We start from the raw sequence: 16,092 nt of genomic DNA, 5'->3' as shown, positions 1-16,092 counted from the left end.
TCAGCCGCCGCGGCTGCGACGCTGCGGCAAGGCCCGCGGTTGCGGGGTGGAGCGTTCCAGCGCGGCGGCCGCGACCGCGGGCAGCTCGGCATCCAGTTGTTCGACCAGCCGCTCGCGCAACTGGCGCTTGAGCTCGCGACTCATGTCCAGCTGCCCATGATGATCCAGCGCCAGAAAGCCTTGGCGGAGCAGATCGATGGACAGGGACTGGACGTCCGCGCCCAGGGGGCAGACATCGAAGGCGAGCGACTGAGCGTGGGCTGACGGCATCCTGGTGATCATGGCTGTCCCTCCTGGACCAGAGCCCCATCTTGCCAGGCCCGGCAGAGGGCGCTGCAGTGGCAAAGCGCGGACCCGTGGACTGCTGCGCATTTTGCCGACGCGAAAAAAAAGCCCGGGATCCTCCCGGGCTAAAAGCGCAGATGTCAGCTTCTACGATGCCTCGTCGGCATGGAGGAGAGCTTGCCACCGCCCGCCTTATGGCTGCCTTAACGCCGCTAGCGAATCAGCGCGGCCAGCAGGGCCATGCAGGCGATGGCGGTAAAGATCAGCAGCAGGTGAAGCAGGGAGAGCTTGTCCATGGGCGAGGGCACGGGTAGCGACGCAGATGATCGATGATAGCAAAGAGCTATCATTCGTTGCCCGGTCGCGACTCAGGACGACTGCAGCATCGCCTGGATCCGCCGTTCCAGCGTATCCAGGGTGAAGGGCTTGGTCAGGACCCGCATGCCGGCGTCGAGATCGCCGTCCCCGATGACATTGGCCTCGGCATAGCCGGTGATGAACAGCACCGGCAACCGCGGTCGCAGCCGGCGCAGGGCATCGGCCAGCTGGCGGCCATTGAGCGTCCCCGGCAGGCCGACGTCGGTCACCAGCAGATCCAGCGGGGTATCGGGCGTTGCCAGTGCCAGGGCGGTGGCGGCATCGGCTGCCTCCAGCACCCGGTAGCCCTGGGCGAGCATGGCATCCACCAGCAGGGTGCGGATGGTCGGCTCGTCATCCACCACCAGGATGGTCTCGCCCTGGCCGGGCCGGCTGGGTTCGAACTCGGGATAGACCGGGGCGCTGGCCACCGGTGCCAGGCAATGGCGCGGCAGATAGAGATGTACCCAGGTACCGGCGCCGGGCACGGAGTCGATGCGGATCTCGCCACCCGACTGCAGCACGAAGCCGTGCACCATGGACAATCCCAGCCCGGTGCCCTGGCCAATGGGCTTGGTGGTGAAGAAGGGGTCGAAGGCCCTGTCGCGGACCTCGTCGCTCATGCCGCTGCCGGTATCGCCCACGCTCAGGCGCACATAGTCGCCCACGGGCAGCGCCTGGCGCTCGGCCTGGGTCTCGTCCAGGCGCTCGTTGCTCAGGACGATACGGATGCGCCCGCCGTCGGGCATGGCGTCGCGGGCGTTGAGGCAGAGGTTGAGCAGGGCGTTTTCCAGCTGCGGGCCGTCGATGTGGGTCAGCCAGAGCCTGGGATCGGCCTCGCGCTCCAGGGCGATCTGCGGGCCGATGCTGCGCTGGATGAGGTCTTCCAGACCAATGACCAGTTGCTCCAGGGCCACCGGCTGCGGATCCAGGGTCTGGCGGCGGGAAAAGGCCAGCAATCGATGGGTCAGGGCGGCGGCGCGCTGGGCGGCGCTGCGGGCGGTGCCCGTGTAGCGCTCGAGGTCCTGCAGCCGGCCCTGGCGCAGGCGCAGGTCGAGCAGTTCCAGCGAACCGAGGATGCCGGTCAGCAGGTTGTTGAAGTCATGGGCGATGCCGCCGGTGAGCTGGCCGACGGCTTCCATCTTCTGCGATTGCCGCAGGGCTTCTTCCATGAGCCGGATGCGCTCCTGCTCGTTGAGGCGCTCGGTGACGTCATAGGCGAACTGATAGGCGCCGATGCGCTGGCCCTCGGCGTCGAGCAGCGGACTGAATTGCAGTTCGTAGTGGCGCTGCAGCGATCCCCTGTGCACCGAGATGACAGTGCTGAAGGTCTCGCCGGCGAAGGCGCGGCGCCAGTGCGCGAGGATGCCGTCACGCAGGTCGGGCCGACGCTCCAGGCTTTCGCTGAAGGAGTCGCCGATGCGCGGCCTTACCCCGATCACCTCTTCGAACACCTCGGCGCCGGAGCCGTTGACCGCCAGCCAGCGGAAATCGAAGTCCAGTACGTGGATCATGGAGCTGGCGGCGTCCACCACATTGGCCAGGATGCGGTTGGCGACCAGCGCCGCCTGCACCCGCTCTTCGAGGGTTTCGTTGAGTTGCCGCAGGGCCGCCTCGGCGCGCTTGCGTGGGGTGATGTCCTGGAACAGCACGGCGACCTGGCGGCGGCTGGCCGGCTCGATGCGAAAGGCAGTCAGCTCCAGGTAGCGCCCGGTAGCCACCAGTTCCTGCTCGAAGCGGATGGCTTCGCCCGTACGCAGCACATGGCCATAGCGATCCAGCCAGGCCTGGGCCTCGTCGCCGACCATGTCGCGCAACTTCTGGCCCACCACGTTGGGAATGCCGGCATGGGCGGCATAGGCCGGATTGGCCTCGACATGCACATAGTCGCTCAGCGGCCCATGGGGGCCGTCGATGAATTCGATGATGCAGAAGCCTTCGTCCATGGCGTTGAACAGGAACTGGTAGCGCTCGCTGGCCAGGGTGGCAGGACTTTCAGGAGGCGCAGCGCGGGCGTCGAGCTGCTGGCGCAGCTGCTGATTGCTCTGCTCCAGCTCGGCAAGGCGCGCCAGCAGGGAAGGGGTGTCGGCGACAGGCACGGCAGGCTCGGCAAGAAAGATGAGGCGACGGCTTCGCTTCAAAGACCGGCATTAGACGACCCCGGATGAGAAAGTGCCAGGCGCGTCACAGATTCTTCATGGTGCTGTTCAGCGGCCTGGCATGAGTGCCAAGGCGGGCTCGCCAGGCCAGGGTATAGCCCCTTGAGAGATGTCTGACCACTCTGCTTTGGGTGGATTGACACCTTCGAAAGTCACTCATACGATGTCATATGAATATCTGGTAACAGCTTTCCAACGACCCCGGTTCACGCCGGTCAATAACAACAAGTCAGGAAGCCCATTCAATGACTATCCAGGTCACTCCCGAGACGGAGTCCGCCCTGCGGCCGCAGGTCCCGCCCGTCGCCGCTACCCAGCAAGCCTCCCGCATCACCCGCTACCGCTGGCTGATCTGCGCCCTGCTGTTCATCGCCATCGGCATCAACTACATCGACCGCCAGATGATCGGCATCCTCAAGCCCACGCTGCAGGCGGACCTGGGCTGGACGGAGACCGACTACGCCAAGATCGTGTTCTGGTTCCAGTGCGCCTACGCCATCGGCTTCCTGACCTTTGGCCGCATCATCGACAAGGTCGGGGTGCGCATCGGCTACGCCCTGGCCTTCACCATCTGGACCATCGCCAGCATCGGTCACGGCATCGCCCATACCGTCACCCACTTCGTGCTGGTGCGCTTCACCCTCGGCTTCGGCGAGTCCGGCAGCTTTCCGGCCAGCCTCAAGGCGGTGTCGGAATGGTTTCCGCAAAAGGAACGCGCCCAGGCCACCGGGCTGTTCAACGCCGGCACCGCCATGGGTCCGATCATCACACCTTTGCTGGTCCCGGCCATCACCCTGGCCTGGGGCTGGCGCGCGGCCTTCATCTCCATTGGCATCGTCACCGCCCTGTGGCTGATCGCCTGGCTGCTGATCTATCGCCGTCCCCACGAGCACCCCAAGGTGAGTCGTGAAGAGCTGGCCTACATCCAGGCCGACGATGGCTCCCCGGTGGCGGCCACCCCGACTGTCCCGACCAAGATCTCCTGGTTCAAGCTGCTGACCTTCCGCGAGACCTGGGCCTATGCCGCCGGCAAGTTCCTCACCGATCCGATCTGGTGGCTGTACCTGTTCTGGCTGCCGGACTTCCTCGGCAAGACCTACGGCCTTAATCTGAAATCCTTCGGTCCGCCGCTGATCGCCATCTACATCCTCGCCGACATCGGCTCGGTGATGGGCGGCTGGGGCTCGTCCAAGCAGATGAAGCTCGGCCGCAGCGCCAACCTGGCGCGCAAGACCACCATGCTGCTCTGCGCCCTGGCGGTCGTGCCCATCGTCACCGCCCAGTTCGTCTCCAGCCTGTGGCTGGTGGTCGGCATCATCGGCCTCGCCGCCGCGGCCCACCAGGCCTGGTCGGCCAACCTGATGACCCTGCCGTCGGACCTCTTCCCCAAGGAAGCCGTGGCCTCGGTGATCGGCATCGGCGGTACCGCCGGCGCCATCGGCGGCATGCTGATGACCACCTACAACGGCTACATCCTGGAGATCTTCAAGTCCTACCAGCCGATCTTCATCGTCGCCGGCAGTGCCTACCTGGTGGCCATCGTGGTCATCCATGTGCTCACGCCACGACTCAGGCCGGTGCCGCTGGAGCGCATCTCGGTGGGTTGACCACGGGTCGCTGCCAGAGAAGCCGCCGGGTCCTCACCCGGCGGCTTTTTTTATCCCACTGGCTGTCCGGATCGCGCAGGGGGCTGTCCTGCTCGCGAGCGCAGCGGGCGGGCGGGGCGGTCAGACTCTGAGGCCCAGCCCTGGAGTCCCCCATGCTCAAGCAACCCCAGACCAAGTACCGCGCCTTCGCCGCGCCCTCGTTACCCGACCGCCAATGGCCGGGCCGTCAGCTGACCCAGGCGCCGCGCTGGTGCTCAACCGATCTGCGCGATGGCAACCAGGCCCTGATCGAGCCCATGGGGCTGGAGCGCAAGCGGCGCTTCTTCACCCTGTTGCTGGCGATCGGCTACCGGGAAATCGAGGTGGCCTTTCCGGCGGCGTCCCAGACCGATTTCGATTTCGTCCGCGAACTGGTCACCGCGGACGGACTGCCGGACGATCTCTGGCTGCAGGTGATGACGCCGGCGCGCAGCGAGCTGATCGAGCGCACCTTCGCGGCTCTGGTCGGGGCACCCCGCGCCATCGTCCATCTCTACAATGCCACCGCGCCACTGTTTCGCCGGGTGGTGTTCGACCAGGATCGCGCCGCCACCCTGGCCATGGCGGTGGCCGGTACCCAGCGGGTGCGTGCCCTGTGCGACGCCCAGCCGGAGACGGCCTGGATTTATCAGTATTCGCCCGAAACCTTCTGCTTCACCGAGGCGGACTTCGCCCTGGAGATCTGCCAGGCGGTGCGCGAGGCCTGGCAGCCCTCGGCGGATCGCCCGCTGATCCTCAATCTGCCGGCGACGGTGGAAGTGGCCACGCCCAATGTCTATGCCGACCAGATCGAGGGCTTCATCCGCGGCCTGGGTCCGGCGCCGCATGTGACCATCAGCGTCCATCCGCACAACGACCGTGGCACCGGCGTCGCCTGCGCCGAACTGGCCCAGCTGGCCGGGGCCACGCGCGTGGAAGGCTGCCTGTTCGGCAATGGCGAGCGCACCGGCAACGTGGACCTGGTGACCCTGGCGCTGAATCTCTACAGCCAGGGGATCACGCCGGGGATCGACTTCTCCCGCCTGGAGGAGGTAGCCAGCGTGGTGGAGGCCTGCAACCAGCTGACCATCCATCCGCGCCATCCCTATGGCGGTCGCCTGGCCCTGGCCGCCAATACCGAGCAGGGCGCGGCCCTGGGACTCGTCGATCCGGCCGAGCTGGGACTCAGGGCGCGGCGGGGCTGACCGCGTCGGGCAGGCCCGCCTGGCCGCGATAGGCCGAGGGCGATACCCCCAGCACCTGGCGGAAACGGGTGGCGAAGGCACTGGGGCTGGCGTAGCCGTGGTCCAGGGCGACGTCGACGATGGCATGGCCGGCGGCCAGGGAGGTCAGGCTGGAATCCAACCGCGCCCGCTGCAGCCACTGGCCGAAGGTCAGGCCGGTCTCCTTGAGGAACAGCCGGCTCAGGGTGCGCTCGCTGACCGCCAGTCGCGCGGCGGCGCCGGTCAGCGTCCAGCGCTCGCCCGGGTGCTGGCGCAGGTGGCGGCAGAGTTCAGCGAGCGTGGCATCCACCGGCCAGGGCAGGTGCAGTCCGGCAGTGGGCGAGCCCTGCAACTCGTCGAGCATCAGCTGCAGAATATGGTGGGCGCGCCCCTCGGCCAGTCTGTCGGCAGGCAGGGGCAGGGCGGCCAGGATGAGTTCGCGCAGGAGCGGCGAGACGGCGATCAGCTGGCAGCGCGTCGGCAGCTCGGCCCGTACCTGCGGATCGACGAACAGGGTGCGCACCTCGACGCGGCCCAGCAGGTGCAGATCGTGCTCTTCGCCGGCGGGTACCCAGACGCCCCGCCCGGGCGGCACCACCCAGCGGCCCTGGGCGGTGTTGACGATGACCACGCCGCAGAGCGCATGGATCAGCTGCGCCTGGCGATGGCTATGGGGCGGCACCCGTTCGCCATGGGCATAGTCCTGGGCCACGGCGTGCAGGCCGTTGCATGAGCTGAAGTCGATGAGCATGGCGTCAGGCCGGCGCGCGGCCGGCCAGCCACTTGCCCAGCAGCGCATCCAGCTGCCGCTGCTCGGCTTCGCTGAGGGTCGCCAGGGCCCGGCGCTCGTTGTCGACGTGGGCGGCCATCAGGCCATCGATCAGGGCGAAGCCGTCCGCGGTGAGGGCCACCAGGGTACTGCGGCGATCCTCGGGATTCCTGCGCCGCTCGATCAGGCCGGCTCGCTCCAGGCGGTCGAGGCGATTGGTCATGCCACCCGAGGAGATCATGGCCGATTCATAGAGCACGGTCGGACTCAGGGCATAGGGCTCGCCGGCGCGCCTCAGGGTCGCCAGGACGTCGAATTCACCATAGTGCAACCGGTGTTCGTCGAAGAAGGGCTGCAGGACATCGCGATTGAGCACCTGGGCCATCTCGCCCAGCCGACCCACCAGGCGCATGGGCAGGGCATCCAGGTCGGGGCGCTCGCGGTGCCATTGGTCCACGGCGAATTCGGCGCGATCGGCCATCGGGTTACCTCGGGAATATATCTTGATGTTAAGATACTTCTCATCAAGAGAAATACCGTGTCATTCTGGAGATTGTCCATGCTTTCCGCGTCATCATCATCCCCGACCATGGCCGCACCGCGCCAGGACGCCTTTCTCGTCGTGCTGCTGGTACTGCTGGTCGGCCTCAACCTACGGCCCATCCTGGCCGCCATCGGTCCGCTGCTGGATGGCATCCAGGCCGCGACCGGCCTGGAAGGTAGTGGCGCCGGCGCGCTGACCACCCTGCCCATCGCTGCCATGGGCCTCTGCGCCCTGGGCGGCGCCCGCCTGCAGGCCTGGCTCGGCGAGCGCCGTGGCATCGCCCTCGGCCTGCTGCTGCTGGCCCTGGCCAATGCGCTGCGCTGGGAAGAGCCGAGCGGCCTGGGGCTGATCCTCACCGCCGGCCTGGGCGGCGTCGGCATCGCCTTGGTTCAGGCGCTGATCCCTGCCTACATCCGCCGCTGCCATCCGCAGCGCACCAGCACCCTGATGGGCCTTTACACCACCGGCATCATGGGGGGCGCGGCCGTGGCGGCGGCCACCGCCGCGCCCCTGGCCGAGCAGTGGGGCTGGGCCCAGGGCCTGGCGCTCTGGACCCTGCCGGTGCTGCTGGCGCTCGGCGTCTGGCTGGCCCTGGCCCGTCCGGATGCGCCGGCGCAGAACGCTGCGCCCCGCGCGCAACCCTGGCGTCAACGCCAGGCCTGGCTGCTGCTGGCCTTCTTCGGCATCGGTACCGCTGCCTACACCCTGGTGCTGGCCTGGCTGCCGCCGTACTACACCGGCCTCGGCTGGCAACCGGCCGACAGCGGCCTGCTGCTGGGCGGCGTGAGTCTCGCCGAGGTCAGCGCCGGCCTGCTGCTGTCGGCCACCATCGCCCGGCTGCGCAATCGCCGGCCGCTGGTGCTGGGGGTGCTCGGCGTGGTGCTGGTGGGGCTGCTGTGCCTGGCGCTGGCACCGCTGCCACTGGCGGTGCCGACCGCCATCCTGCTTGGCCTGGGCATCGGCGCGCTGTTTCCGCTGTCGCTGATCCTGGCGATGGACCAGGTGCGCGATCCCGCCGAAGCCGGTGCCTTGCTCGGCTTCGTCCAGGGCGGTGGCTATCTGATCGCCAGCCTGGCGCCGCTGGCCGCCGGCATCCTGCGCGACCAGCTGGACAGCCTGGCCAACGCCTGGCTGCTGATGGCGGTGGGCGTGGTGCTGCTGATGGGCCTCGGCCTGCGCCTGACCCGACCCGCGCGGCCGGTCGTGGCGCGCGGTTGCCAGCAGGCCTAGCCCGCGCGCGGCAGGCGCAACTCCACGCAAAAGCCGCCCCGCGCCCGATTGCTGAAGCTCAGGGCACCGCCCAGGCGGCGGGTGATGGTCTCGACGATGGCCAGGCCCAGCCCGGCGCCCTGGGGGTTGCCGGCGCTGTAGAAGCGATCGCACAAGCGCGCCAGCTCGGCCTCGTCCACCCCGGGGCCGCGATCCTCCACCCGCAGCAGTACGCCCTGGTCCTGGCTGGTTTCGATGCCGACTTCCACCGCGCTGCCGGCGGGGGCGAAGGCCAGCGCATTGGTCACCAGATTCTGCAGGGCGATGGCGATGGCGTCCGGATCGCCCAGCACGGGCGGTCCGGCCTGGGCCGCCAATACCAGCTCCACCTGATGCCTGAGCGCCAGGGGCGTCAATTCCGCCAGTTCTTCCCGGACCAGGGGTTCCAGGGCCAGCGGCTGGACCTGGGTGGCGCCGGGTTCCAGGCGCGCCAGGGTCAGCAGCTGGCTGGCCAGCCGGGTGGCCCGGCTGACGCCCTGGCGCAGATAGCCCAGGGCTTCGTCGCGCTCCTCGGCCGTCTCGGCGCGCTGGGCGTTCTGCGCATGCAGATCGAGGATCGCCAGGGGCGTACGCAATTCGTGAGCGGCGTCGGCGATGAAGCGCCGCTCGCGGTCGAGCAGGGCGCGCAACTGGGCGAGCTGGTGATCCAGGGCGCCGCGCATGGGTTGCAACTCCGGCGGCAGCGGGCCGGCCGGCAGCGGCGCCAGGCTGTGCGGATCGCGCTCGCGCAATCCGCGGGCGAAGTCCTGCAGCGGTCGCAGGCCCCAGCCCAGCAGCAGCCAGAGCACCCCGACCAGTAGCGGCAGGCCCACCAGGGTCGGCCAGAGGGTATGGCTGACGATGCGCTGGATCAGGTCCTGGCGCAGGTCCTCGCGCTCGCCGACCCAGATGCGCAGGCCGCCATCGGCGGTACGCAACAGCATCCCGCACCATTCGCGCCCGTTGTCGAACACCTCGTGCAGCCCTTCCGGCGGCACCTCGGTCAGCCGCGGCGCCTGGCCGGAGCGGGCCAGCAGCCGGCCATCGGCGGTCCAGATCTGGAAGGTCAGCTGATTCTCGTAGGGATGCGCCGGCACGTTGCCGGGCACGGGTTGCATGGCGCGATCGAACACCCGGATCAGCTCCGGCCAGCTGGCCGCCGCCGGCGTGCCGGCCTGCAGCAGGCCTTCCAGCAGGCGCGCGCCCTGGACCAGCTGGGCGTCGTAGATGCCCTCGATCTCGCGATGGCTGTCGCGCAGGGCCAGCAGCGCGAGGGCCAGGCTGCCGGCCAGCACCAGGGCCAGGGTGGGGGCGAGGATGCGGGTCCGGATGGCGATCATGGCTGACGCTCCAGCAGGTAGCCGACCCCGCGCACGGTGCGGATCAGGCCGCTGTCGAGCTTCTTGCGCAGGTTGTGGATGAGCACTTCCAGGGTGTTGCCCGAGGCGGCTTCCTGCCAGCCATAGAGGGCGTTGCTCAGCCGCTCGCGGGTGATGACGGCGCCCGGTCGCAGCAGCAACAGGTGCAGCAGCTGGTATTCCATGGGCGTCACCACCACCTCGGCGCCGTGGTAGTGCACCACCTGGCGGGCCGGATCGAGGCTGATGCCGGCGTGCTCCAGCAGCGGGTGCGCGCGGCCACAGCTGCGGCGGATCAGGGCGCGCAGGCGGGCCTTGAGTTCGTCCAGATCGCAGGGCTTGACCAGGTAGTCATCGGCGCCGGCATCCAGGCCCTGGATGCGATCGGCCTTGGCGTCGCGGGAGGTGAGCACCAGCACCGGCACCTGGCCGTCCGGCTGGCTGCGCAGGCGGCGCAGCAGGTCGAGGCCGTCGCGGCGCGGCAGGCCCAGGTCCAGCAGCACCAGGTCGAAGCGCTCGGAGGCCAGGGCGTGCTCGGCGGCCAGGCCGTCAGCCACCCAGTCCAGGGTGTAGCCTTCGCCGCGCAGGGCCATGCGAATGCCCTGGGCCAGGGCCGCGTCGTCTTCCACCAGCAGTACCCGCACGATCGCCTTCCTCTCTCTGCAATGCCGCCAGGGCGCCATCATCGCCGGCGTCCTGGCGCAGCGGCAGGGGCAACTGTTACCGGGCGTTGCGTCCTAAGACTGCATTAAGCTTTGGCGCCGAGTCTGGCCACTCCAACCACGAGGAGTGTCGCCATGCGCCGCCTGCTGCTGCCGTTGCTGTTCGCAAGTCCCCTGGCCCTTGCCGCCGAACCCCAGTGCACCCAGGCGGACAAATCCACCTGGCAGGACGCCGAGAAATTCCAGGCGCAACTGCGTGACCAGGGCTACGAGATCAAGAAATTCAAGATCACCAAGGGCAACTGCTACGAGATCTACGGCTTCGACAAGGAAAAGCGCAAGGTCGAGATCTATCACGACCCGGTGAGCGGCAAGGCGGTCAAGAGCGAGATCGACAGCTGATGAGGACGGCGACCGTGCGGCTCTGGGATCCCCTGGTACGGCTGTTCCACCTGTCGGTCGCCGCGGCCTTTTTCGCCAACTATTTCTTCAACGAGAAGGGCGCCTTCTGGCACCGCTGGATCGGCTACTACGCCAGTGCCTGGCTGCTGGTACGCCTGATCTGGGGCTTCGTCGGCCCGCGCAGCGCGCGCTGGAGCGACTGCTGGCCGACCCGCGCGCGGCTGAGCGCTCATCTGCGTGATCTCTGGCAGGGGCGGCCCCATCATCGCCTCGGCCATTCGCCGCTGGGCGCCCTGGTGATGTTGCTGATGATGGGCGCCATCGGCGGCCTGGGCGTCACCGGCTTTCTCATGCGCGAGGTGGATGCCCTCTGGGGCGCCGACTGGCCCGCAGACCTGCACGCGCTCTTCGCCAACGGCCTGCTGGCGCTGGTCTGCCTGCATGCCGTGGCCGCCGTGGTGGAGAGCCTGCGGGTGGGCGACAACCTGCCGCTGTCGATGCTGACCGGTCGCCGCCGCCCGCTGGATGAGTCTTCCCCGCGCGACTAGGGCTCGCCTAGGCGCAGTGCCCGTCGAGGGTGCCCGGCGGATCCACCTGCACCGTCACGTGCTGCAGGCCATGGCGACTGCGCAACAGCTCGCCCACCAGGGTCGGCAGGCGCAGGGGGTCGCTGCCCGGCGCCGGGGTGATGTGCAGGGTGGCGATGCGGGTTTCGTCGGTCAGCGTCCAGACGTGCAGGTGGCCTACCTCGGCCACCTCCGGCAGGGCGCGAACCGCCGCCGTGGCACCGGCCGTGTCGAATTCCCGCGGCGCCGCCTGCAGCAGCACCGCGCCGGCATCGCGCACCAGGGTCCAGGCCGATTTGACGATGAGCAGGGCGACCAGGATCGACAGCGCCGGATCCAGCCAGGTCCAGCCGGTCCAGAGGATGCCCAGGGCGGCGAGGATGGCGCCCACCGAACCCAGCAGGTCACCGGCCACATGGAGCAGGGCGCCGCGCAGGTTGCTGTCGTCCTTGTGTCCGCTGTTGAGCACCACGAAGCCGACGATATTGACCACCAGGCCGATCACCGCCACCACCAGCATGGGGCCGGACAGCACCTCGGTGGGCTCGCGCAGCCGCATGATGGCTTCCCAGCCGATCCACAGGACCAGCAGCAACAGGGCGACGCCATTGGTCAGGGCGGCGAGGATGCGTACCCGGTGGAAGCCATAGGTGAAGCGCGCATTGGCCGCCTTGGCCGCCACGCGGTAGGCCACCAGGGCCAGCAGCAGGGCCGCGGCATCCGAGACCATGTGCCCGGAATCGGCGATCAGCGCCAGGGAGCCGGACCACCAGCCGCCCACGGCCTGGACGATGGCGTAGCCAAAGGTGAGGACGAAGACCAGCTTGAGCTTGCGCTCGTTGGCGGCGGTCACCCGCGGGGCATGGGAATGACCATGGCCGTGGTCGTGGCCATGCTGATGATCGTGGTCGTGGTCGTGGTCGTGGTCGTGGTGAGGGGTGGAGCCACTCATCTACAGGTCTCCGAAGCGTTGAGGAGGCAGTGGGCGCAGGCCCTTTGCTGACCATCCTGAAGCCTGAAGTGACTTCAGGGTCAAGCCGGTCGGCTCGTATCCGACCCTTGGCTCATCTGTTACCGCGCATGAGCCGCTAAGACTTCATTAAGGTTCGTCCCTCAGGGTAGCGGCTCCCTGTCGCTGGAGCCCGCCATGCCCGCCTGCCTTTGCCTTTCCTCGCGCCTGCGCAGGGCACCCTGATGCTGCTCGCGGCCTTCTCTCGCCCCCGCGCCTCGGGCTGGCGGCACTGGCGCAATCTGCTGCTCCTGAGCAGTCTGAGTTGCCTGCTGTTGCTGGCCGACGACGTCCTGCAGCAAGGCTTCACGCCAAACAACCGCGCCGAGCTGGAGGCGGGCTATGTGGCCGCGCTCTGGGTGTTCAGCCTGGCGCTCTGGCTGAGCAATCTGCCGCGCCTGGCGGCGGTCATCCTGCTGCTGTTCGCCCTGATGCAGCTGCTGCAACTGGGCAACCTGAGTTTCTTCGGCGAGCCGCTCAGCGCCATCGACATCCAGGCCCTGCTGGGCGATACCGCCGAAGTGCGCCAGACGCTGTGGCTCAGCCTGCCCGCGCACTGGCCGGTGCTGCTGTGCGTGGGGCTGCCCTATGGCCTGCTGATCGCCCTGCATCTTCAGTTGCCAGGCCGGGTACCGCTGCCGGCCAGTCGCTGGGCGCTGCTGCTGATCGCCGTGGTGCTGCTGTCCAAACCCTATCGCGCCACCTACCGTAACCTCGATGCCTTCGTGCCCAGCCCCAGTCGCAGCGGCCTGCACAACAGCCTCAACGCCTTTTCCGCCTGGGCGGTGCGCCTGGCCGGACGTGACGATGTCGTCCTGCCGCCCACCGCCTATGCACCCTATGGCCTGGCCCCGGTACCCAGCGCCGCGCGGCATGTCTGGCTGGTGGTGGCCGATTCCCTGCGCAGCGATCGCCTGGGCGCCTTTGGCTATCAGCGCGATACCACCCCCAAGCTGTCGGCCTACCTGGCGGCCAATCCCCAGGCGCTGATCCGACCCGGGGTGGCGGCGGGGGTGGCCACCGACGTGAGCCTGCCCTATCTGCTCAATCCGATCCGCGAACCGGGCCAGGACCAGCGCCTGCGCAGCGGCGAGATCAATCTGTTCCGCTTCGCCCAGGCCGCCGGCTTTCGCACCCACTGGCTGTCCTCCCAGGAATCCAAGCTGCTGGCGCACCTGGGCAGTCGCTACCTGGACGTCTCAATCACCCGCGAGGACCATCCGTTGCGCTTCCTGCAGCGCCAGGATCGCGCCCTGCTGGAGATCCTCGACGAGCAGCAGTGGGCGCCGCGCAACTTCGTGGTGCTGAATCTGCGCACCGCACACCTGCCCTATGCGCAGAACTACCGGCACGAGGGCACCCCGGTGCCCTGGCCGGATAGCGGGGCCGAGGGCCAGGCCAATGCCTACGACAATTCCCTGCACTACCTGGATGGCCTGCTCGCCGAGATCCTCGCCGACTTCGATCGCCTGGACGGCGAGCGCTATCTGATCATCACCGGCGACCACGGCCAGCGGCTGGGGGAGGATGGGCACTGGGGGCACAACGACCTGGTGCCCGAAGTCAGCGACGTACCGGTGATCGTGGTGGCGCGGGACGCACCGCCGCAACCCCTGGCCGAGCTGCAGGGCGAGCGCTGGATCAGCCACTACGAGGCCGGCAGCTGGGTGGCGGAGCGCCTGGGGACCCGCATCGACAATCCCAATCGTCGCCCCGAGGAGTACTTCGTCCATGGCAAGCTCCTGTTCAGCGACAATTTCGTGCAGCGCGTCTGCGAATCGCCCACCGGCCTGGTGCACCAGCCGCCGCAGCAGTTGAGCAAGCTGCTGCTGGATACCGCGGAAAGCCCCTGTGGCTAGGGCCTTGCGGCCATACCTTCAACCCCCGGGCGCCGCTACACTGCCGGCGCCTTTTCACCTCAGTAGCAGGATCCCGTCATGCCCTCCGCTTCTCCTGTTTCCCGCTATGCGCGCAGCGCTCGGCTGCTGCACTGGCTCATGGCCCTGCTGGTACTACTGGCCTATGTACTGATCCTCAATCGCGGGCAGTTCGAGCGGGGCTCGCTGGAGCGCCAATGGGTGGTGCTCAGTCATTTCTGGGTCGGTCTGCTGGTGCTGGCACTGGTCCTGCCGCGGCTGCTGGTGCGCCACCGCCATCCGGTACCGCCGATCACGCCGCCGCTGGCGAAGAGCCTGGAGACCGTCGGCCGGCTGACCCACTACGGACTCTATGCCTTTCTGCTGGCCCAGCCGCTGCTCGGACTGTTCACCGTCTGGCTGACCATCGGAGCGGTCAAGATCCCTTCCAGCACCTGGGCGCTGCCTTCACCCTTCCCGGTGGACCCGGAACTGGCGAAGACGCTCAAGGGCGTGCACCTCTGGCTGGGCAAGGCCTTTTATTGGGTGATCGGCCTGCACGTGCTGGCCGCCCTCTGGCATCACCTGGTGCGCAAGGACGACACCCTGAAGCGCATGCGCTAGCGCGGATCGAGGGCGATGATGCGGTTGCGTCCGCCTTCGGCCAGCAGATAGCCGTCGCCCCGTGGCAGCAAGGCCTGGGGGGCGCGCAGGAAGGTCAGGATGGCGCGCGGGGCTGACTGGCGATCCCAGAGCAGCAGGCGGGCGCGGTGCGTGGAGTCTTCGCTGATCCACAGGCCGCGTCGGTCGCAGAGCAGAAAGCTCGGCTCGCGCAACTCGCTCAGCGCCGGCGGATCACGGCCGTCGTCGCTCAGCTGGCGCACCAGACCGCGGGCTTTCTCGGTATAGAAGGCAGTGCCATCCGGGCAACGGGTAAAGGACTCCGCCTCGTCCAGGTGGTCACGCAGCACGGTCAGGCTGCCATCGGCGGCGTCGTAACGCAGCAGGCGTCCGGCCCTCTTGCGGTCTTCCACGGCATAGAGGCGTTCGCCTTCGGCCCAGAGGCCCTGGGCATTGATACCGGTGAAGAGATCGCGACTGCCGGTGGCGTCGAGCCAGCGGATGGGATGGGTGCCGCCTTCCTGGCTGTAGGCGAAACCGTTGCGGTAGGGCACCAGGCCATCGGGCTTATACAGCCCCTCGCTGAGTACGCTGCGTCGGCCCTGGGCATCGATACGCAGCAGCCGGCCCTTGCCGTCCTTGAGTTCTTCCGCGGTGATCAGGGCATCGCCCTGCCAGGCCAGGGCACTGGCCTTGGCGATGTCGGCATGGGCCACTTCGTAGCGCCAGCCGGGGGCGGCCTGGGCCGGCCAGAAGCGCTGCCAGGCGAGAAAGCCCAAGGCGGCCAGCAGCAGGACGGCCAGGACGAAGAGGACGCTACGCCAGGGCCGGGCCATCAGCTGGCCACGGTGGCCAGGTGCTCATGGAGGATGGCCGCGCCGATCACGATCAGCACCACGCCACCGAGCATCTCCGCGCGCTTGCCGACCAGATTGCCCATCACCCGACCCAGCATCACCCCGGTGGTGACCATGATCATGGTGGCGAGGCCGATGGCCAGGGCGGCGGTGATGATGTTGACGTCGATGAAGGCCAGGCCCACGCCCACGGCGAGGGCATCGATGCTGGTGGCCACGGCGGTCAGGGCGAGCAGCATGAAGGAATGCTGGCGGGGCTTTTCCTCTTCGGCCTCGGGCGCGCCGAAGCCGGCCCAGATCATGCGCAGGCCGAGCACGGTGAGCAGGGTGAAGGCGATCCAGTGATCCCAGGGCTGGACGTACTGGGCGGCGGTGAGGCCGACGGCCCAGCCGATCACCGGGGTGATGGCTTCGATGACGCCAAAGATGGCACCGGTACGCAGGGCTTCGCGCAGGCAGGGCTTGTGCAGGCTGGCACCCTTGCCGACGGCGGCGGCAAAGGCATCGGTGGACATGGCGAAGGCCAGGAACATCAGGGAAGCGGGATTCAT

The 16,092-nt window shown here is 68.3% G+C and carries 16 protein-coding genes; 7 read left to right on the top strand and 9 right to left on the bottom strand.

Translation table 11 applies throughout. From position 1 onward, the window contains the following. Window positions 1-282: a hypothetical protein gene (locus QE393_RS15930; RefSeq protein WP_310044590.1), complete on the bottom strand. Its 282-nt coding sequence runs from the start codon at window positions 280-282 to the stop codon at window positions 1-3. A 371-nt stretch (window positions 283-653) separates the two neighbouring features. Next, a complete protein-coding gene (locus tag QE393_RS15925; protein WP_310044589.1) occupies window positions 654-2,741 on the bottom strand; it encodes a PAS domain-containing protein in 2,088 nt (695 codons plus the stop codon). Window positions 2,742-3,046: 305 nt separating this feature from the next. On the opposite strand from QE393_RS15925, the gene QE393_RS15920 reads away from it, so the two are divergent. Beyond that, the gene (locus tag QE393_RS15920) at window positions 3,047-4,408 is read left to right on the top strand and encodes an MFS transporter (protein WP_310044588.1); all 1,362 of its coding nucleotides are present in this window, start codon (window positions 3,047-3,049) and stop codon (window positions 4,406-4,408) included. A 152-nt stretch (window positions 4,409-4,560) separates the two neighbouring features. Further along, a complete protein-coding gene (locus tag QE393_RS15915) occupies window positions 4,561-5,631 on the top strand; it encodes a 2-isopropylmalate synthase (RefSeq protein ID WP_273806610.1) in 1,071 nt (356 codons plus the stop codon). On the opposite strand, the gene QE393_RS15910 is transcribed toward QE393_RS15915, so the two are convergent. Continuing rightward, the gene (locus QE393_RS15910) at window positions 5,612-6,400 is read right to left on the bottom strand and encodes a helix-turn-helix transcriptional regulator (protein ID WP_310044586.1); all 789 of its coding nucleotides are present in this window, start codon (window positions 6,398-6,400) and stop codon (window positions 5,612-5,614) included. The genes QE393_RS15915 and QE393_RS15910 overlap by 20 nt on opposite strands. 4 nt (window positions 6,401-6,404) lie before the next feature. Beyond that, on the bottom strand, window positions 6,405-6,899 hold the full coding sequence (locus QE393_RS15905) for a MarR family winged helix-turn-helix transcriptional regulator (protein WP_273806608.1): 495 nt from the start codon (window positions 6,897-6,899) through the stop codon (window positions 6,405-6,407). Window positions 6,900-6,977: 78 nt separating this feature from the next. Between QE393_RS15905 and QE393_RS15900 the strand changes: the two genes are divergently transcribed. Continuing rightward, on the top strand, window positions 6,978-8,192 hold the full coding sequence (locus tag QE393_RS15900) for an MFS transporter (protein WP_273806607.1): 1,215 nt from the start codon (window positions 6,978-6,980) through the stop codon (window positions 8,190-8,192). On the opposite strand, the gene QE393_RS15895 is transcribed toward QE393_RS15900, so the two are convergent. Further along, complete coding sequence (locus QE393_RS15895) at window positions 8,189-9,550, bottom strand: ATP-binding protein (protein ID WP_273806606.1); 1,362 nt, start codon at window positions 9,548-9,550, stop codon at window positions 8,189-8,191. The genes QE393_RS15900 and QE393_RS15895 overlap by 4 nt on opposite strands. Beyond that, a complete protein-coding gene (locus QE393_RS15890; RefSeq protein ID WP_273806605.1) occupies window positions 9,547-10,212 on the bottom strand; it encodes a response regulator in 666 nt (221 codons plus the stop codon). The genes QE393_RS15895 and QE393_RS15890 overlap by 4 nt, the downstream gene beginning before the upstream one ends. A gap of 153 nt (window positions 10,213-10,365) precedes the next feature. Between QE393_RS15890 and QE393_RS15885 the strand changes: the two genes are divergently transcribed. After that, complete coding sequence (locus QE393_RS15885; RefSeq protein WP_273806604.1) at window positions 10,366-10,632, top strand: PepSY domain-containing protein; 267 nt, start codon at window positions 10,366-10,368, stop codon at window positions 10,630-10,632. Continuing rightward, a complete protein-coding gene (locus tag QE393_RS15880; protein ID WP_273806603.1) occupies window positions 10,632-11,180 on the top strand; it encodes a cytochrome b/b6 domain-containing protein in 549 nt (182 codons plus the stop codon). Before QE393_RS15885 ends, QE393_RS15880 begins: the two co-directional genes overlap by 1 nt. 7 nt (window positions 11,181-11,187) lie before the next feature. On the opposite strand, the gene QE393_RS15875 is transcribed toward QE393_RS15880, so the two are convergent. Continuing rightward, window positions 11,188-12,150 (bottom strand): cation diffusion facilitator family transporter, encoded by a 963-nt coding sequence (locus tag QE393_RS15875; RefSeq protein ID WP_310044583.1) that lies wholly within the window; start codon window positions 12,148-12,150, stop codon window positions 11,188-11,190. Window positions 12,151-12,392: 242 nt separating this feature from the next. Here QE393_RS15875 and QE393_RS15870 point away from each other — a divergent pair, with 242 nt between their 5' ends. Beyond that, complete coding sequence (locus QE393_RS15870; protein WP_310044580.1) at window positions 12,393-14,066, top strand: phosphoethanolamine transferase; 1,674 nt, start codon at window positions 12,393-12,395, stop codon at window positions 14,064-14,066. Window positions 14,067-14,144: 78 nt separating this feature from the next. Then, window positions 14,145-14,687, top strand: coding sequence for a cytochrome b (locus QE393_RS15865; RefSeq protein ID WP_208693960.1), 543 nt, complete (start codon window positions 14,145-14,147; stop codon window positions 14,685-14,687). Here the strand turns inward: QE393_RS15865 and QE393_RS15860 are convergent. Further along, window positions 14,684-15,520: a hypothetical protein gene (locus QE393_RS15860; RefSeq protein ID WP_310044578.1), complete on the bottom strand. Its 837-nt coding sequence runs from the start codon at window positions 15,518-15,520 to the stop codon at window positions 14,684-14,686. The genes QE393_RS15865 and QE393_RS15860 overlap by 4 nt on opposite strands. Beyond that, window positions 15,520-16,092, bottom strand: coding sequence for a manganese efflux pump MntP (gene mntP, locus QE393_RS15855; protein ID WP_133861361.1), 573 nt, complete (start codon window positions 16,090-16,092; stop codon window positions 15,520-15,522). Before mntP ends, QE393_RS15860 begins: the two co-directional genes overlap by 1 nt.

Source organism: Pseudomonas sp. SORGH_AS_0211 (genome assembly GCF_031453455.1).
GTDB lineage: Bacteria > Pseudomonadota > Gammaproteobacteria > Pseudomonadales > Pseudomonadaceae > Chryseomonas > Chryseomonas aestiva.
The sequence above is the reverse complement of the archived record's forward strand: the minus strand, read 5'-3'. Positions and strand labels throughout refer to the sequence as shown.